Origin of the sequence: Flavobacterium sp., assembly GCF_024642105.1 — a bacterium.
Taxonomy (GTDB): domain Bacteria; phylum Bacteroidota; class Bacteroidia; order Flavobacteriales; family Flavobacteriaceae; genus Flavobacterium.
Genome location: NZ_JAHEBT010000054.1, coordinates 37,322 through 55,419 on the forward strand (window position 1 = coordinate 37,322; position 18,098 = coordinate 55,419).

Sequence of the window (18,098 nt, forward strand, 5' to 3'; positions counted from 1 at the left end):
GGGTGACTGAAGTGGGTAATCAGTTTTTTATTTAATAAATATTTTTATAGCTCTCTTGTTCCCCCTTTGGGGGTTAGGGGGCTTAATCTGCAATATTAGGAGCCAACCATTTTTGAGCTTGCTCCATGGTTGTATTTCTTCGTTTCGAATAATCTTCTACTTGGTCTTGTTTTATTTTACCCAAACCAAAATACTTACTTTCTGGGTTGGCAAAATAATAGCCTGAGACCGATGAAGCTGGCCACATCGCCATACTTTCAGTTAAAGTTACCCCAATTTCTTGTTCCACATTTAAGAGTTTCCAAATCATTGGTTTTTCCAAATGGTCTGGACAAGCAGGATATCCTGGTGCAGGACGAATTCCTTTATAATTTTCAGCGATTAACTCTTGATTCGATAAATTCTCGTCTGAGGCGTAGCCCCAAATTTCCTTACGTACTTGTAAGTGCAAATATTCAGCAAAGGCTTCTGCCAAACGGTCGCCTAAGGCTTTCACCAAAATCGAATTATAATCGTCTAAGTCTTTTTCAAATTCCTTAGCTTTTTCTTCTACTCCAAAACCGGTGGTTACACAAAAACAACCCATATAATCTTGCACTCCGCTGTCTTTTGGCGCAATAAAATCAGCCAAAGCTATATTAGGCGCGCCAGCCGTTTTTTGGGATTGTTGACGTAGCGTTAAAAAAGTGAACTGTTGTCCGTTATCAGTTGTCAACTGAATATCGTCGTCGTTTATGGTATTGGCAGGAAAAATTCCTAAAATACCTTTGGCAGTCAACCAATTTTCTTGAATTAACTGATGTAACATTTTTTGCGCATCGGCAAATAAAGACGTAGCTTGTTCTCCTACCACATCATCGGTTAAAATAGCTGGGTATTTTCCGTACAATTCCCAAGAATTGAAAAACGGCGTCCAATCAATATAATCCACTAAATCCGCAATAGCAACATCCACGGTTTTGGTTCCAATGAAATTAGGTTTTGTTGGTGTGTATTTGCTCCAATCCAATTGTAATTTATTGGCTCTTGCCTGTTCAATCGTTAAGAAATTTTTATCTCTACTTCGATTCAAATACCCTTCACGAAGTGCGTCGTATTCGGTACGAATGTCTTGAGTGTATTTATCTTTAGTATCCGAATTCAATAAATTTCCGGCAACAGTAACCGCTCTAGAAGCATCGTTTACGTGTACTACCGTCGCTTTGTATTGTGGTGCGATTTTCACCGCGGTATGCGCACGAGATGTTGTTGCCCCGCCAATCATAATTGGAATTTGAACATTGATTTTATCTAATTCTTTAGCCAAATACACCATTTCGTCAAGCGAAGGCGTAATCAGCCCACTCAATCCGATAATATCCACATTATGCTCAATAGCTGCCGCGATAATTTTCTCAGGCGCTACCATCACTCCTAAATCGACTATTTCGTAATTGTTACAAGCCAAAACAACTGAAACAATATTTTTTCCAATATCGTGAACGTCTCCTTTTACAGTGGCCATCAAGATTTTACCCGCGCTTTGCGAAACACCATCTTTTTCAGCTTCAATAAAAGGCAATAAATAAGCTACCGCTTTTTTCATTACACGTGCCGATTTTACTACCTGTGGCAAGAACATTTTTCCGCTTCCGAATAAATCTCCTACTACATTCATTCCCGCCATCAAATTAATTTCGATGACTTCAATGGGTTTCGAAGCCGCTTGTCTTGCTTCTTCTACATCTATTTCTATAAATTCGTCAATTCCTTTTACTAACGAATGTGTCAAACGTTCTTGAATCGACCCATTTCTCCACTCTGCAATTGCTTTTTCATTAGCTTTGAAATCGCCTTTGAAACTTTCTGCCAAATCCAATAAACGCTCAGTAGCATCCTCTCTTCTGTTCAACAAAACGTCTTCTACATGCTCTAATAAAACAGGATCAATTTCGTCGTAAATCTCTAACATCTCAGGATTCACGATACCCATTGTCATTCCGTTTTTAATGGCGTGGTATAAAAATGCCGAGTGCATGGCTTCACGCACTTTATCATTTCCTCTAAACGAAAAAGAAACATTACTTACTCCTCCCGAAATATGGGCATACGGCAAGTTCTCTCTAATCCATTTGGTCGCACGGAAAAAATCCAAAGCATTCAATTTATGCTCTTCCATTCCAGTGGCAACTGGGAAAATATTCGGGTCGAAAATAATATCTTGAGCAGGAAAACCTACTTTATCTACTAATACATCGTAACTTCTTTTACAAATTTCGATACGTCGCTCGTAGTTATCGGCTTGACCATTTTCGTCAAATGCCATTACAATTACCGCAGCACCGTAACGCTTGATTTTTTTAGCGTATTCAATGAACTTTTCTTCTCCTTCTTTTAGTGAAATAGAATTCACCACTCCTTTTCCTTGAATTACTTTCAATCCCGCTTCGATGATTTCCCATTTCGAGCTATCAATCATTACAGGAACGCGAGAAATATCGGGTTCGGCAGCAATTAAGTTTAAGAATTTGGTCATGGCATAAGCCCCGTCCAACATTCCCTCATCCATATTGACATCGATGATTTGTGCACCACCTTCCACCTGATTTCTGGCAATATCTAAGGCTTCTTCGTATTGCTCTTCTTTGATTAATCGAAGGAACTTTCTGGAACCGGTTACATTAGTTCGTTCACCCACATTCACAAAATTAGTTTCTGGGGTAATAATTAATGGCTCTAGACCGGACAACTTTAAATAGTTGTTGGTTGTTGGTTGTTGGTTGTTGGTAATATCAATACCCATAATTATATTTTTTTGTAATAATTGATAAATCCATTTAACAATTTCTTACTTGTTTGAATTTGATTTAAAATAATAGTACAATTATTTTCATCAATATATTTTTGATCCAATGCTAAATAACATTGTGTTTCTAACTCATACAAAGAACCTCTTGAAATATGCAAAAAATTAATCGTGTCTTTCGCTGTTTGGCGGCCACAACCTTCTGCTATATTAGACGGAACTGAAATGGCACATCTTCTCATTTGATTCACCAAACCAAAAATTTCTTCTTTAGGAAAAACTTTAGTAGCATCATAAATCAAATTAGCTAGTTTTCTAGTTTCAACCCAAACATCTAATTTTATATATTCCATCTTTTTTGTTTTTGGTTGTTGGTTGTTCGATTTCAATCTATCAACCAACAACTATCAACTATCAACCCTTACACTTTCCTAGGTTTAAACTCTTGGGCTACATCAGCAATTGCTTTGATGTGTTCTGGAGTAGTTCCGCAACAACCTCCAATAATATTGATTAAATTATCTTGTAAATACTCTCTAATTAAGGCTTGCATTTCTTCTGGCGTTTGGTCATAATGTCCAAAGGCGTTTGGCAAACCTGCATTAGGATGTGCCGAAATATTCAATTGGGTGTTCATAGACAACCGTTTCAAATACGGTTTCAATTGATCAGCTCCTAAAGCACAGTTGAATCCTACACTCAATAACGGAATGTGAGAAATCGAGATTAAGAAAGCCTCTACCGTTTGACCCGAAAGCGTTCTTCCTGAAGCATCGGTAATTGTACCCGAAACCATTACTGGCATGTCTATTTTGCGTTCTTCTTTTACTTCTTCAATAGCAAAAAGTGCGGCTTTGGCATTCAAGGTGTCGAAAATAGTTTCTACTAATAACACATCACAACCCCCATCAATTAAGGCTTCTACTTGTTGCTTGTAGGCTATGCGCAAATCGTCAAAAGTAACGGCACGATAACCCGGATCGTTTACATCTGGCGACATGGAAGCGGTTCTGTTTGTTGGTCCAATCGAACCTGCTACAAATCGAGGACGGTCTGTAAATTCGTCAGCCACTTCACGCGCAATTTTAGCCGATTGATAATTCAACTCGTAAACTAAATCTTCCAGATGATAATCGGCCATACCGATAGTCGTTCCAGAAAACGTATTGGTTTCTACAATATCAGCTCCCGCTTGAAAATACAAACGGTGCACTTGTTTTACTGCTTCGGGTTGTGTAATAGAAAGCAAATCGTTGTTCCCTTTTAACGGATGTGGAAAATCTTTGAAGCGTTCGCCACGAAAATCTTCTTCAGAGAAATTGTTGCGTTGCAACATGGTTCCCATAGCGCCGTCTAGGACTAAGATTCTTTCTTTTATGGCTTGTTGAATTTTTGACATATTTTTTATTTTGGCCCTAAAGGCACTCCATCAAACTATTTTGTTGTTTATTTCTTGGCAAAAAATTCCCTTTCTGCCCGTTAGCCCTGATGGAAGCGGCATCCTTTTATTCTGGGTTTCAGAATAAAAGATACAGCGTACAGCAGGAAAAAATCTTGGCAAAAATACGCCATTCCTTTGCTTTAAAAAAATATTAAATACTATCCTTTTAAAAAATTGGAATTTGGGCAGTTGCCAAAAAACAAAAAGCGCTAGAACTCGAAAGTAATAGCGCTTTGTATTGTAATGCGAAAGTTATTACACAATCGCTTTTACTACTGCTTTTGGCGCTTCTTTACGAGTTCCGTCAAATCCATCTACTCCTGAAACGGTAGTGTATTTCAACACATAACGTTTTCCTGGGTTGATGATTTGGTAGGCTGCCTGGCACATCAAAGTGGCTTCGTGGAAACCACAAAGAATCAATTTCAATTTCCCTGGATAGGTATTTACGTCACCAATAGCAAAAATTCCAGGAATGTTTGTTTGGTAATCCAAGGCGTTATTTACTTTGATGGCATTTTTTTCGATTTCCAATCCCCAATCTCCGATTGGTCCTAATTTTGGTGTCAAACCAAAAAGCGGAATGAAATAATCAGTTTCGATAGATCTTTGCACTCCATCTTCGTCAAGTACAATTGATTCTACGTGGTTCGTTCCATTCACACCCACTACTTCAGCAGGAGTGATCATTCTGATTTTACCTTCGTTTTTCAACTCTTGTACTTTCTCCACTGAATCCAAAGCACCTCTAAATTCGTTTCTTCTGTGAATTAGGGTTACTTCTGAAGCTACATCAGCCAAGAAAATACTCCAATCCAAAGCCGAGTCTCCTCCACCAGCAATTACGACTCTTTTATTTCTGAATTCTTCTGGATTTTTGATAAAGTATTTCACTCCTTTATCTTCGTAGAATTCGATATTTTCAATTAAGGGTTTACGAGGTTCAAAACTTCCTAAACCACCTGCGATGGCAACCACTGGTGTGTGGAATTGCGTTCCTGCATTAGACGTTACAATGAACGTTCCATCTTCTTGTTTTACAATGGTTTCAGCACGCTCACCAAGCGTAAAACCTGGTTCGAATTGCTTGATTTGCTCCATCAAATTATCTACTAAATCCCCCGCTAATACTTCAGGGAAACCTGGAATATCGTAAATCGGTTTTTTAGGATATAATTCTGAAAGCTGCCCGCCTGGTTGAGGCAAAGCATCTAGAACGTGACATTTTAATTTTAATAATCCCGCTTCGAATACGGCAAATAAACCTGTTGGGCCTGCTCCAATTATAAGTATGTCTGTTTTAATCATTCTATTTAATTTTATTCTTTTATAATTATGCTTCTCTTTATTTTATGCAAATGAACAAATGATTTTAGTTTCTTTAGGTAACAATTATCACTTTTTCAATTCAATCGCTATTTCTTGTTTTTCAACGATTCGGTAATTTCATTCATCTTTTGAACTTTCTCCTCAAAATTACCTTTAAGTGTTTTGCGGTATTCGTTCAAATTTTCAACCATTGTATTGATGTCGTCTGGAATAATTTCTTCAAAAAATTCTCGCAATCGCTTGGCTGTTGTGGGTGATTTTCCGTTGGTCGAAATAGCAATTTTCACATTTCCTTTGGTTACAATGCCGCCCAAATAGTAATCACACAATTGAGGTGTATCGGCAATATTGCAAATCAAATGACGCTTGCGACACAAATCAAATACTCTTTTATTCACCTTCAAATCATCCGTACACGCAATTACCAAATGGCGTTTGCGAAGCATCCAACGATTGAATTTCTTAGCCGTTAGCTTAACCGAAGGATGTTGAGCAACCAAAGCTTCCAATTCAGGAAGAAATCGTGGCGCTACTACCTCAACATTGGCATTCGGACTGGATTTTAACATAAAAGATAACTTTTCTAAACCTACATTTCCGCCACCCACAATCAATACATTTAATTGATGTAGTTTTAAAAACACAGGATATAGTTCGTTTCTTTCTTCCATATTTATTTTTGGCTTTCGCCAAAGGAACGCTATTTATCTTTTTTCTATCAAATAGTCGTGATAGAAATCTTTTAGTTTGTTGCTTTCTCTCACCACTTCGCCAATGACAATAATGGCAGGTGAACTTAATTTCTTTGCTGCTACTACGTTTTGAATCGTATCAATCGTTCCCACTCCTATTTTTTCTTTTGGAGTCGTTCCGTTTTGAATAATCGCAATCGGACTAGCTCCTTTCGATTCGTTTTGGAACAAACTAACAATCTGAGCCAATTTGCTCATTCCCATCAAAATCACCACTGTTGCTGATGACTGCGCTGCCAAAGCCACATCGTTTGACAATTTTCTATCCGAAGTAGTCCCTGTAATTACCCAAAAACTCTCTGAAACTCCACGTTTAGTTAATGAAATTCCTTGATATGCTGGTACTGCTACCGAAGAAGAAATTCCTGGTACTACGGCTGTTGGGATTCCAAAACTTTCTACGAAATCTATTTCTTCGCTTCCACGTCCAAAGATAAATGGATCGCCTCCTTTTAAACGCACTACGTGTCCGTAAGTCAAGGCATTGTCCACAATCAACTGATTGATTTCGTCTTGCGAATAGATATGACATCCTTTTCTTTTCCCCACAAAAATCTTGATTGATTTTTTAGGCGCATAGGTCAAAATTTCTTCGTTGGCCAATGCATCATACAAAACCACCTGAGCTTCTGCTAAGGCATTGGCTCCTTTGATAGTTAGCAAGTCTGGATCACCTGGACCAGCGCCTACTAAAGTTACTTTGGGTTGTATTGGTTTACGCATTAGCTAAATCTTTTGCTCTGTACTCTTCAATTGTTGCGAAGAATGCTGTTGCTTGTTCTAAATACTGTTTTGCAAACGCCTCTGAAGGTTCGTTCACTTTAATTTGGTATACCAACTCTTTGAAAGCAGTTGCCAATTGAATCTTATTGGTTTCCACAAAAACGGTATCAAACAAATCGATGATACCCGCATGGTGGTTTGTTTTTTGTTTTTCAGCAAGCAATAACGCTTTGGCTGCATTCACAAATCCTGCGTAAGTCAAATAAATAGAATCCGACCATTTTTGATCGTTTACTGCTTCTTGAGAGAACGTCAATTTGTCTTTAGCTTCTACCAATAAAGTAGCTACTAAATCAATCACCACTCCTGCACATTCACCCACACCTACTGCTTTTACGTAGTTGTCGGCATTTCCCCAATCCACAAAATCAGCTTCTATTAAGTTGGTTACATCGGCTAAAGGTTTCAAAAATTCGTAAAAATATTTTTCTCCTTTGGCATCATAATAATTCAAGAACGATTGTCCATTGGCATTCGCTTCAAAATCATTTAAAATCAAACGCAAGGCTTCAGGTCCTCTTCTACTTGGAATTTTAATTACTTTATCTGAGAAACGACCTTGGCCATTTCCTAAGTTACCACCTCCCAACAACACTTGAAGGGCTGGCGCTACTAATTTTCCTGAATTGATTGACATTCCTTGGAAACCAATTTCTGCCATATTATGTTGTCCACAAGCATTCATACAACCACTGATTTTAATCGTGATTTCTTGATTATTGCTGTATTGCGGATATTCTGTTGCTAAAACGCGTTCTAATTCTACCGCGATTCCCGTACTACTAGCAATTCCTAAATTACACGTATCTGTACCAGGGCAAGCGGTAACGTCATTGATGGTGTTGTACCCTAAAGTAACAAAATCTAACTTGGCTAATTCTTGGTAAAAGAACGGCAAGTTTTCTTCTTTAATGTTGCGAATCAAAATATCTTGACGCAAGGTAAAACGCAATTCATTGGCGCCATAATTTTTAATTAAATCCGCCAAAGCTCTTGCTTTATCGGTATAAAAATCACCTAAAGCCACTTTGATTCCGATGGCTACATAACCCGCTTGTTTTTGAGCGATGACGTTGGATTTTTTCCAAGCTTCATAACTTGCAGTATCTTCAATAGTCCCTTTTGGCACTTCTAATGCAGGTGCTGGAATTGGACCATCAAAAGCAGTAGTGTCAATCTCAACGGTTTGGAAAGACAAAGCTTTTTTCTCTTCTTCAACCAATCGTAAGAATTCGTCTTTACCGATTTCTTTAATTAAGAATTTCATACGGGCTTTCAAACGTTTGGCTCTTTCGCCATAACGATCAAAAATACGCAACACTCCTTCTGTCATCGGAATGATTTGGTTCACTGGTACAAATTCAGAAAGTAATTCGGCATGGCTTGGTTGCGAACCTAATCCACCACCTAGCAGCACTTTGAATCCAAGCTCTCCATTGACAATTTTTGGAATGAATCCCAAATCATGTAAATAACTCAAAGCGGTATCTTTATCAGAAGAAGAAAAAGACATTTTGAATTTACGTCCCATTTCTTGACACACTGGATTTCTCAAGAAAAACTGGAATAAAGCATGCGCATAAGGCGATACATCAAATGGTTCGTCAGGATCAATTCCTGCTGTTTCACTCGCTGTAATATTTCTAACGGTATTTCCACAAGCTTCTCTCAGAGTAATATCATCTTTTTCTAAATCAGCCCAAAGCTCCGGAGTTCTATCCAAACTTACATAGTGAATTTGAATATCCTGACGAGTAGTAATATGCAAACGTCCTGTCGAATATTCGTCAGACACTTTAGTAATACGTACTAATTGTTCGCTACTCACTTTACCAAAAGGCAATTTAATACGAATCATTTGCACCCCTTCTTGACGCTGACCATAAACTCCTCTGGCCAAACGAAGGCTACGAAAACGCTCGTCATCAATTTTTCCTTCTTTGAATAATCGAATTTTTCTCTCTAAATCGATAATGTCTTTTTGGACAATCGGATTTTCTATTTCGGTTCTAAAACTTTCCATAAGCCCCACCCCAGCCCTCCCCAAAGGGGAGGGAGCTGAGTTCTATTATTAAATTATTATTCTTTTTTTTGCTCCTTCATTCCCCCCTTTGGGGGTTAGGGGGCTATTAATTTATAAATCCAACTCCCGCTGTTGTGTTGGTATTGGCGTCAATTAAAATAAAGGCACCATTTGATTTGTTTTCATTGTAGCTATCAAAATACAATGCTTTGCTTAATTTAATAGTTACTTCTCCAATTTCGTTAATGGCTAATTGCGTAGCAGGAGTTGCTCCTGAATAATCTGTGGCAATTACATTTTTGATACCGTCAATTTTAGCCAAAACTCTATTCGTATTGTGTTGCACTAAATACTTGGTTCCTGGCACTAATTTCTTACTGTCCATCCAGCAAATAGTGGCATTAATATCTTTTTCTACTTGAGGTAATTCTCCTGATTTTACAATCATATCGCCTCGAGTCACATTGATGTCATTTTCTAATTCTACCACAATAGATGAACCTGCTTTAGCTTCGTCAAATTGTTGGTCGAAAAAGTGAATTTTGGACACTTTCGATTCGGTTAATGAAGGTAATACCGTAACGGCATCGCCTACCTGAATTGAATTACCGTATAATTTTCCAGCATATCCTCTAAAGTCATGGTATTCTTCTGTTTTTGGACGAATAACCGTTTGCACTGGAAAACGTGTTTTACCTGTTTCAAAAACATCTTCAGGAGTTAAATCTTCTAAGTGTTCCAAAACCGTTTGCCCCGTGTACCAAGGCATATTTTCTGATTTATCGGCTACATTCCCTCCGTTAATAGCACTCAACGGAATGTAACTTACGTTTTGTTCTTTGAACGAACTTTTAGCATTTAAGGCCTGGAAGTCGGCTTTGATCTTGTTAAAAACATCTTCTGAATAATCGACTAAGTCCATTTTGTTTACCGCAACAATAACTTCTTTGACACGCAATAAATTATTGATAAAAAAGTGACGGTAGGTTTGCTCAATAACTCCTTTACGCGCATCAATCAAAATGATGGATACTTGCGAAGTCGAAGCTCCCGTTACCATATTACGCGTATATTCTACGTGACCTGGAGTATCGGCAATGATGTAACTTTTCTTTGCCGTTGAAAAATAAATATGCGCCACATCAATTGTAATTCCTTGCTCTCTTTCGGCAACCAAACCATCCGTAGCCAAAGAAAAATCAAGATAATCGTAGCCTTTTTGTTTACTACTTTTTTCTATCGCTTCTATTTTATCCGTAGTCAATGATTTAGTATCATACAATAACCTCCCGATTAAAGTACTTTTTCCGTCATCTACACTTCCTGCTGTTGCTATTTTTAAAACTTCCATAAGCCCCTCCCCAGCCCTCCCCAAAAGGGAGGGAGCTGAGTTTTGATTTTAAGTTAATATTTTGTTTGTTTTTTGTTGCTCCTTTATTCCCCCTTCGGGGGTTAGGGGGCTTAAAAGTACCCTTGTTGTTTTCTTTTCTCCATTGCTGCTTCTGAACGCTTGTCGTCAATTCTAGCACCTCTTTCAGAAATGGTTGACGAGCGAATCTCTCCCACTACTTCTTGAATAGTAGCTGCATACGATTCGACAGCCGCCGTACAACTCATATCTCCTACCGTTCTAAAACGAACAATTCGTTCTTCAATTTCTTCGTCTTTCTCTTGATACACAAATGGCGAATGTGACCAAATCAATCCGTCTCTCAAGAATACTTTACGTTTGTGTGAAAAATAAATCGATGGAATTTCAATTCCTTCTTGTTCAATATAACTCCAAACGTCTAATTCTGTCCAGTTCGAAATTGGGAAAACACGAACATTTTGACCCAACTCAATTTTTCCGTTCAACAAATCAAACAATTCAGGACGTTGGTTTTTCTCATCCCATTGACCAAAATCATCACGAACCGAGAAAATACGTTCTTTAGCTCTTGCTTTTTCTTCATCTCTACGCGCTCCACCAATACAAGCATCAAATTTAAATTCTTCAATAGCGTCCAAAAGCGTAGTGGTTTGCAAGCTATTTCTACTAGAATACTTCCCTGACTCTTCCACTACTTTTCCTTGATCAATAGCGTCTTGTACGTTACGAACAATTAACTCCAGACCTAATTCAGCTACCAATTTATCTCTAAATTCAATCGTCTCAGGAAAGTTGTGTCCTGTATCTACGTGCAACAACGGAAAAGGAATTTTTGCTGGAAAAAAAGCTTTTTGCGCCAAACGCACTAATGTAATTGAATCTTTTCCTCCTGAAAAAAGCAATACCGGTTTCTCGAATTGAGAAATTACTTCTCTAAAAATGTATATCGCTTCGCTTTCTAAAGCATTTGTTTTTACTATTGAACTCATTATTTCTATTTAAAGATTAAATGATTGAAAAATGTAAAGATTTCAAAATCATTTATAATTTATAATTTAAAATTACTTTTGGTGTAACCCACATTCTTTATGACTTGATTCCCAAGACCATCTTCCGGCTCTAATGTCCTCACCCGGTAAAATAGCACGAGTACAAGGCGCACAACCTATACTTACAAAACCTTGTTTGTGCAAACTGTTTTGAGGCACGTTATTCTTTTCTAAATATTCCTCCACTTCTTTTAATGTCCATTTTAACAATGGATTGAATTTGATAATATCAAAATGGGCGTCGTATTCAAAAAAGTTCAAATCACTTCTATTCTCTGATTGCTCTGCTCTCAAACCTGTAATCCAAATCGCATTGCCTTTTAGGGCTTTGGTCAAAGGCGCTACTTTTCGAATGAAACAACATTCTTTTCTATTTTCTACCGATTCATAAAAACTATTCGGTCCTTTTTGATTCAACAAGGCTTCTACCGCAGTTGTATCAGGAAAATAGGTTTTAATTTCGATTTTGTATTTTTTCAATGTTTTATGAAACACATCGTATGTTTCTTGAAACAAACGTCCTGTATCTAAAGTAAAAACCGTTATTGGCAACTGATTTTTACCAATAAAGTCTGTAATCACCTGATCTTCTTGCCCAAAAGAAGTAGAAAAAACCACTTGATTTGGATATTCATTCGCCAAAAAAGCAAGCGTCTCCTCAATAGAGAAGTCTTTTGTTTTTTCTAATAAACTGGCTACGATTGATGTACTCATTATAACAATTTAGATAAGGTTCTTAAACTTAAAATGATAATTAAAATTCCCACTGCAATCATCATCGGTTGTCTTTTAATTTTATTCACTAAAATCGCTGCAATTGGTGCTGCAATAACTCCTCCTAAAATCAAACCTATGATTACTTGCCAACCTTCAATTCCTCCAAAAAGCATGAAAGTTACCCCACTTGCAAAAGAAACGGCAAATTCAGCAGCATTTACAGAACCAATAGTATATCGTGGATTTCTACCACGACCTAACAAAGTAGACGTAACAATTGGTCCCCAACCACCGCCGCCAACAGCATCCATAAATCCTCCAAAAGAAGCAAGAACACTCAATCGTTTGGTTTTCTTTTTGATGATATTTTTACGCGCTGCTTTTCTAATAATAATGATTGCCAATACAATCATATACACCGCAATAAATGGCTTAATCACATCTCCATCAATTACGTCCGAAAGCAAATAAGCCCCTGTAGCCGAACCTAATACTCCCGGAATCAACAAGTGTTTTACCAATTTTTTATTGATATTTCCAAAACGATGGTGCGAAATAGCCGAAACTCCCGTGGTAAACATCTCTGCAACGTGAACTCCCGTACTACTAATAGCTGGCGGAATTCCGTAAGCCAATAAAAAAGAAGTAGAAGTTGCTCCATACCCCATTCCTAAAGTCCCATCTACTAACTGAGCAAATATTCCAATTAAGAAAAAGATAAAAAACTCTTGATTAAAACCTGCTGCAAAACCATCCCAAGAAAACTCAGCGTGATGGTTGTATATTAAACTGGAAATCAAACCCACCAATAAAACAACTGGGATGATCACCCACAAACGTTGTTTGAATGTTACCTGCACACTGGCTGAAACTTTATTTTCTTTTACCTCTTTACTCATTATCTCTGCTTATTCTTATTTTTTTATTTTTAAAATCTATTACCCTATCGGAATAATAGATTAAAGTGCAAAAATACTATTTTTTCACTAACTACAAAAACTAAACTGAAAAATTATGATTTTAAAATGAGATGTCTGCAAGCGTGTTGTTTTCGAGTATCATCAGCGTGTTATCACGAACTTCGGTCATTAATTTATGTACCGAACAATTGGCTTCGTCTACACAATCGTCACATTTTTCATAAAAATTGTGACTCACACACGGCAGTAAGGCAATAGGCCCTTCTAAAATACGGTACACATTGGCCATATTAATCTCTTTCGGGTCTTTGATTAAATAATAGCCACCGCCTTTTCCTTTTTTGGCACCCAAAAAACCCGAATGACGCAACAATAACAAAATACTTTCTAAAAACTTAATCGAAATATGCTCGCTCTTGGCGATTTCAGCAATTTGCACAGGCGTTTGATTCTCTTGGCGTGCCAAGAAAGTCAATGCTTTAATTCCGTATTTTGTTTTTTTAGATAACATAATTTATATATTCGATTTACGATATACGATTTACGATGTGAGAAATTATAATACTAAATCGTAAATCGTATATCTTACATCGTAAATTCTAAGACAAGGCTTGTTCCAAATCAGCAATCACATCAGCAACGGTTTCTAAACCTACCGAAACACGTACCAAGCCATCGGTAATACTTACTGCTAAACGTTCTTCAACGGATAATTTACTATGCGTAGTAGATGCTGGATGCGTTACAATCGTTCTGGTATCTCCTAAATTAGGTGACAACGAACACAATTTGATTTTATCCAAAAAGGCTCTTCCTGCTTCGATTCCGCCTTTGATTTCAAACGCTACAATATTGCCTCCTAATTTCATTTGCTTTTGCGCAATGGCATACTGCGGATGCGATTTCAAGAACGGATATTTTACTTTATTTACTTGTGGATGGTTTTCTAAAAACTCGGCTACTTTCAAGGCATTTTCGCAATGTCTCTCTAAACGAACGGCTAATGTTTCCAAACTTTTTGACAATACCCAAGCATTGAACGGAGACAAAGTAGGTCCTGTTAATCGAGAAAAAAGATAAATATCTTTAATCAAATCAGCTCTACCTACGGTGATCCCTCCTAAAACACGCCCTTGACCGTCCATCAATTTAGTAGCAGAATGCACCACCAAATCCGCTCCCCATTTGATAGGTTGTTGTAAATAAGGCGTTGCAAAACAGTTGTCAATGATTAAAATTAAATTATGTTTTTTGGCAATTTTTCCCAATAATTCCAAATCGATAATATCCACCGCAGGATTTGTTGGCGACTCAGCAAACAAAATTTTAGTATTGGGTTGAATACAACTCTCAATCGTTTCTGGTTGCGATAAATCAAAGTAAGTAGTTTCAATATTCCACTTTGGAAAATAATTGACAAACAAGGAATGGGTTGCCCCAAAAACACTACTCGCCGAAACGATATGATCTCCTGATTTCAATAAGGCTGCAAAAGTAGAATACACAGCTGCCATACCCGATGCAAAAGCAAAACCAGTTTCGGCGCATTCCATTTGGCACACTTTATTGATAAATTCAATCGTGTTTGGGTTGCTATAACGGCTGTAGATATTGCGCTCTTTTTCGTCTGCAAAAGAAGCACGCATATCTTCGGCATCTTCAAAAACAAAACTAGAGGTTAAGTACAAAGGCACAGAATGCTCTAAGTATTGTGTTCGCTCTAATTGATCGCGTATTGCTTGGGTTTCAAAACCAAAATCGTGTTCGTTCATTGTGTCAGCCCCCTAACCCCCAAAAGGGGAAATGTTGCGGGGAAATTTAATAGTTAATAATATTTTATTATAAATCGAAAATCATATAATAGTGCCATTACACTTGCCTCTATTTTGTTCCCCCTTCGGGGGTTAGGGGGCTTCCGTTCAACACTACTTTATAAAGAATGGTTGCGGTAGGTTCCAAAGTTTTGGAAACCGAACAATATTTTTCAAATGATAATTTGGCCGCTCTAGCCGCTTTATCTTCGTTGATTGGTCCTTCTAAAAAGAAAACAATATGAATCGTTTTAAAAGGATTTGCCTCCCCTACAGGTACGCGCTCACCTTCTACCTCAGCTTTAAAAGAAGTAATTTCTTGACGTTGTTTTTTCAAAATCGAAATCATATCAATTCCGCTACAACCCGCTACTCCCATCAAAACCAATTCCATTGGACTTGGCCCCATATCATTTCCTCCAAAAGCAGGACGAGCATCTACATCTACAATATGACCTCTTTCATTTTGCATTTGAAAATGAAAGTTTTCGTTTACTCTTTCTAATGTTATTTTCATATTAGCCCCTCCCCACCCTCCCCAAAAGGGAGGGAGTTTAGACTGGAGGTAAGTCGTGTTTTAAATTAGTACTGTATAAATTTAAAAATCTCTTGTATAATCTTTAAAGAAAAAACAAATATTACTTAATTCTATTTTAATATCTATTTTCTCCTTCTTAGTTCCCCCTTTGGGGGTTAGGGGGCTTTACCCCTTGTCTGACAATCTCAAAATATCTCCAAACACCCCTCTTGCCGTTACTGCCGATCCAGCTCCAGCTCCTTGAATTACAATCGGTCTGTCACCATACGACTCAGTATAAATTTCGAAGAATGAATCCGATCCTTTCAATCCACCCAAAGCAGTGTCTGAAGGAACAGAAACTAGTTTTACTTCTAAATTTCCTTTGTCACTTTGCAAATCACCTGACAATTCGCCAATGTAACGCAACACGTGATTCGGCTCTTGTTCTTCTTTTATTTTGGCATAAACGGCATCAAATTCTTTCAATTTCGTCAAAAATTCAGAAGCACTTCCTTCTCGTAAATGTTCCGGAATTAAATTTTGAATGGCGATTTCTTCAAATTCGTTTTGCAAATCCAATTCACGCGCCAAAATTAATAATTTTCTACCCACATCGTTCCCGCATAAATCTTCTCTTGGATCTGGCTCGGTATAACCGTTGTCAATCGCCTCTTTCAAAATCTCACTAAACGGAACGTCCTTGGCTGAGAAATTATTGAACAAATAACTCAATGTTCCTGAAAACACCCCTTTAATTTTAGTAATATTTTCTCCTGAAAGATGCAATAATTTAATCGTATCAATCAAAGGCAAACCAGCACCCACATTGGTTTCGTACAAATAGGTTTTTTGATTGTCTGCCAATACTTTACGCAGTTTTTTATAGAAACTATAGCTCAAGGTATTCGCCACTTTATTTGACGAAATTAAGTCAAAACTACTTTCGATCAACGGAATGTAATTTTCAACAAAATCAGCACTAGCCGTATTGTCAATAGCGATTAAATTTTCCAAATGATTTTCATTGGCATAATCAATGACATCTTGGATAGAATATAAAGTTCCTTTATTTTGAATTTCGTTTTTCCAATTCGGAGTCACTCCATTCTTATTCAATAATACATTTTTAGAATTGGCGATAGCAAAAATATTCAACTTTACATCTTTGCGTTTCTCAATAGCCGTAGCCGATTCTAAAATTTGGTTAATCAAAGTCCCACCAACCAATCCGTGACCAAAAATGGCAATGTTGATTTTTTTAGCAACTCCAAAAATCTCCCCGTGAATTACATTCAAAGCACGATTCAATTCGGATTTCTTTACTACCAAACTCACGTTTTTACCCGTAACCGTGTTGTTGAACAAAATCGGAACAATTTTGTTCTTAATCAAAGCGGTGTACGGCTTATGGAAAGTACTCAAGTCTTGCCCGATGATAGAAATCACCGAAACATTATCGGTCACCGAAATTTTATTCACGTCTTTCGAATAGAAATCATTTTCAAATTCTTTCTCCAACTGAATCATCGCCTTAGACGCTTTATCAGCATCTACCACCAATCCAATACCTCGCTCTGAAGAACCTTGGGAAATGATACTAACACTGATGTCATTATCACCCATTACTTTAAAAATTCGGGCATCGACACCTGTTTTACCAAGTAATCCGCGTCCTTCTAAATTGACCAAAGCCACATTTTCCAGCACCGAAAGTGTTTTGATTCCTTCTTTACTCGCTGTAGAACGAATCAAAGTTCCTTTATTTTCGTGATTGAAGGTATTCAAAATACGAAGCGGAATGTTTTTTTCCAATAATGGAATAATCGTTTTAGCGTGTAAAATGGTTGCCCCAAAATTAGCCAACTCATTTGCCTCGTTAAAGGTCAAATAATCAATTTTCTTCGCGTCAGGAACTAAATCAGGATTCGCTGTGTAAATTCCGTCAACGTGTGTATAGTTTTGTAATTCTTCTGCATTCAAATAATTAGCAATTAACGAAGCCGTATAATTACTTCCGTTTCTTCCTAAAGTGGTGGTTACATTTTTAGCATTCGAAGCAATGAAACCGGTTACAATATTGACCGCATCATCATTTTCTTTGAAATACTGCACCACATTTTTCTTAGAAGCTTGCTCGATAGGTTGTGCGTCACCAAATTTCGAATCGGTTTTAATCAATTCTCTACTATCTGCAAAACGAGCATTTACGCCATTTTTAACTAAGATAGCCGTTAATAATTTTGCAGAAAGCACTTCACCAATCGACAAAATTTGGTCTTTAATTTTGCTACTGTAATCTCCAATTAAGCTTACGCCTTCAAATAATTTTTCGAGAACGGTAAATTCTTCGGTCAAATCAACATCAGCAAACCCATTTTGTTGTTCTAATTTGAATTGTTCCAACAAGGGTTTATAACTTTCATTTTTAGCCGCAATGGACAATATTTCTTCCAATTCGTCAGTAGCATTACCACGTGCCGAAACCACCACGGCAATTTTCTCGCCTTGGTTCACTTTGTCTAAAATAATTGCCACCACTTTATCTAATCCTTCTCCGTTAGATAATGATTTTCCTCCAAATTTTAAAATCTTCATA

Annotated in this window: 15 protein-coding genes; all 15 read right to left on the reverse strand. The window is 37.4% G+C overall.

The features are described from left to right. Positions 1 to 82: 82 nt before the first annotated feature. Complete coding sequence (gene metH, locus Q0L65_RS10225) at positions 83 to 2,782, reverse strand: methionine synthase (protein WP_296685998.1); 2,700 nt, start codon at positions 2,780 to 2,782, stop codon at positions 83 to 85. Between the two features lie 2 nt (positions 2,783 to 2,784). Next, positions 2,785 to 3,138 carry a four helix bundle protein gene (locus Q0L65_RS10230; RefSeq protein WP_296686001.1) on the reverse strand — a complete coding sequence of 118 codons (354 nt, stop codon included), beginning with the start codon at positions 3,136 to 3,138 and terminating at the stop codon, positions 2,785 to 2,787. A gap of 68 nt (positions 3,139 to 3,206) precedes the next feature. Then, positions 3,207 to 4,184 carry a homocysteine S-methyltransferase family protein gene (locus tag Q0L65_RS10235; RefSeq protein WP_296686004.1) on the reverse strand — a complete coding sequence of 326 codons (978 nt, stop codon included), beginning with the start codon at positions 4,182 to 4,184 and terminating at the stop codon, positions 3,207 to 3,209. Positions 4,185 to 4,481: 297 nt separating this feature from the next. Then, complete coding sequence (locus Q0L65_RS10240; protein WP_296686005.1) at positions 4,482 to 5,534, reverse strand: NAD(P)/FAD-dependent oxidoreductase; 1,053 nt, start codon at positions 5,532 to 5,534, stop codon at positions 4,482 to 4,484. A gap of 107 nt (positions 5,535 to 5,641) precedes the next feature. Next, positions 5,642 to 6,226, reverse strand: coding sequence for a bifunctional precorrin-2 dehydrogenase/sirohydrochlorin ferrochelatase (locus Q0L65_RS10245; RefSeq protein WP_014085068.1), 585 nt, complete (start codon positions 6,224 to 6,226; stop codon positions 5,642 to 5,644). Between the two features lie 33 nt (positions 6,227 to 6,259). After that, entirely contained in the window at positions 6,260 to 7,030 is a 771-nt protein-coding gene (gene cobA, locus Q0L65_RS10250) for a uroporphyrinogen-III C-methyltransferase (protein ID WP_296686009.1), read from the reverse strand. Continuing rightward, positions 7,023 to 9,113 carry a nitrite/sulfite reductase gene (locus Q0L65_RS10255; RefSeq protein ID WP_296686011.1) on the reverse strand — a complete coding sequence of 697 codons (2,091 nt, stop codon included), beginning with the start codon at positions 9,111 to 9,113 and terminating at the stop codon, positions 7,023 to 7,025. The genes cobA and Q0L65_RS10255 overlap by 8 nt, the downstream gene beginning before the upstream one ends. Positions 9,114 to 9,219: 106 nt before the next feature. Then, entirely contained in the window at positions 9,220 to 10,464 is a 1,245-nt protein-coding gene (locus tag Q0L65_RS10260) for a GTP-binding protein (protein ID WP_296686013.1), read from the reverse strand. A gap of 110 nt (positions 10,465 to 10,574) precedes the next feature. Next, a complete protein-coding gene (cysD, locus tag Q0L65_RS10265) occupies positions 10,575 to 11,474 on the reverse strand; it encodes a sulfate adenylyltransferase subunit CysD (RefSeq protein WP_296686016.1) in 900 nt (299 codons plus the stop codon). Between the two features lie 72 nt (positions 11,475 to 11,546). Continuing rightward, positions 11,547 to 12,248, reverse strand: coding sequence for a phosphoadenylyl-sulfate reductase (locus Q0L65_RS10270; protein WP_296686018.1), 702 nt, complete (start codon positions 12,246 to 12,248; stop codon positions 11,547 to 11,549). Next, entirely contained in the window at positions 12,248 to 13,150 is a 903-nt protein-coding gene (locus Q0L65_RS10275; protein ID WP_296686020.1) for a sulfite exporter TauE/SafE family protein, read from the reverse strand. The genes Q0L65_RS10270 and Q0L65_RS10275 overlap by 1 nt, the downstream gene beginning before the upstream one ends. Positions 13,151 to 13,271: 121 nt before the next feature. Beyond that, positions 13,272 to 13,682: an Rrf2 family transcriptional regulator gene (locus Q0L65_RS10280; RefSeq protein WP_296686021.1), complete on the reverse strand. Its 411-nt coding sequence runs from the start codon at positions 13,680 to 13,682 to the stop codon at positions 13,272 to 13,274. A gap of 88 nt (positions 13,683 to 13,770) precedes the next feature. Next, positions 13,771 to 14,943, reverse strand: coding sequence for an aminotransferase class I/II-fold pyridoxal phosphate-dependent enzyme (locus tag Q0L65_RS10285; RefSeq protein WP_296686023.1), 1,173 nt, complete (start codon positions 14,941 to 14,943; stop codon positions 13,771 to 13,773). A 109-nt stretch (positions 14,944 to 15,052) separates the two neighbouring features. Then, positions 15,053 to 15,499: an OsmC family protein gene (locus Q0L65_RS10290; protein ID WP_296686024.1), complete on the reverse strand. Its 447-nt coding sequence runs from the start codon at positions 15,497 to 15,499 to the stop codon at positions 15,053 to 15,055. 186 nt (positions 15,500 to 15,685) lie between these two features. Further along, the gene (gene thrA, locus Q0L65_RS10295; RefSeq protein WP_296686026.1) at positions 15,686 to 18,097 is read right to left on the reverse strand and encodes a bifunctional aspartate kinase/homoserine dehydrogenase I; all 2,412 of its coding nucleotides are present in this window, start codon (positions 18,095 to 18,097) and stop codon (positions 15,686 to 15,688) included. Position 18,098 lies beyond the last annotated feature (1 nt).

What these genes read in the sequence shown, in the direction of transcription:
- Q0L65_RS10260 (WP_296686013.1), bottom strand. Translation starts at nt 10,464, where the DNA reads ATGGAAGTTTTAAAAATAGCAACAGCAGGAAGTGTAGATGACGGAAAA.
- Q0L65_RS10285 (WP_296686023.1), bottom strand. Translation starts at nt 14,943, where the DNA reads ATGAACGAACACGATTTTGGTTTTGAAACCCAAGCAATACGCGATCAA.
- Q0L65_RS10275 (WP_296686020.1), bottom strand. Translation starts at nt 13,150, where the DNA reads ATGAGTAAAGAGGTAAAAGAAAATAAAGTTTCAGCCAGTGTGCAGGTA.
- Q0L65_RS10290 (WP_296686024.1), bottom strand. Translation starts at nt 15,499, where the DNA reads ATGAAAATAACATTAGAAAGAGTAAACGAAAACTTTCATTTTCAAATG.
- Q0L65_RS10240 (WP_296686005.1), bottom strand. Translation starts at nt 5,534, where the DNA reads ATGATTAAAACAGACATACTTATAATTGGAGCAGGCCCAACAGGTTTA.
- Q0L65_RS10255 (WP_296686011.1), bottom strand. Translation starts at nt 9,113, where the DNA reads ATGGAAAGTTTTAGAACCGAAATAGAAAATCCGATTGTCCAAAAAGAC.
- Q0L65_RS10235 (WP_296686004.1), bottom strand. Translation starts at nt 4,184, where the DNA reads ATGTCAAAAATTCAACAAGCCATAAAAGAAAGAATCTTAGTCCTAGAC.
- Q0L65_RS10245 (WP_014085068.1), bottom strand. Translation starts at nt 6,226, where the DNA reads ATGGAAGAAAGAAACGAACTATATCCTGTGTTTTTAAAACTACATCAA.
- Q0L65_RS10270 (WP_296686018.1), bottom strand. Translation starts at nt 12,248, where the DNA reads ATGAGTACATCAATCGTAGCCAGTTTATTAGAAAAAACAAAAGACTTC.
- cobA (WP_296686009.1), bottom strand. Translation starts at nt 7,030, where the DNA reads ATGCGTAAACCAATACAACCCAAAGTAACTTTAGTAGGCGCTGGTCCA.
- Q0L65_RS10280 (WP_296686021.1), bottom strand. Translation starts at nt 13,682, where the DNA reads ATGTTATCTAAAAAAACAAAATACGGAATTAAAGCATTGACTTTCTTG.
- Q0L65_RS10230 (WP_296686001.1), bottom strand. Translation starts at nt 3,138, where the DNA reads ATGGAATATATAAAATTAGATGTTTGGGTTGAAACTAGAAAACTAGCT.
- thrA (WP_296686026.1), bottom strand. Translation starts at nt 18,097, where the DNA reads ATGAAGATTTTAAAATTTGGAGGAAAATCATTATCTAACGGAGAAGGA.
- metH (WP_296685998.1), bottom strand. Translation starts at nt 2,782, where the DNA reads ATGGGTATTGATATTACCAACAACCAACAACCAACAACCAACAACTAT.
- cysD (WP_296686016.1), bottom strand. Translation starts at nt 11,474, where the DNA reads ATGAGTTCAATAGTAAAAACAAATGCTTTAGAAAGCGAAGCGATATAC.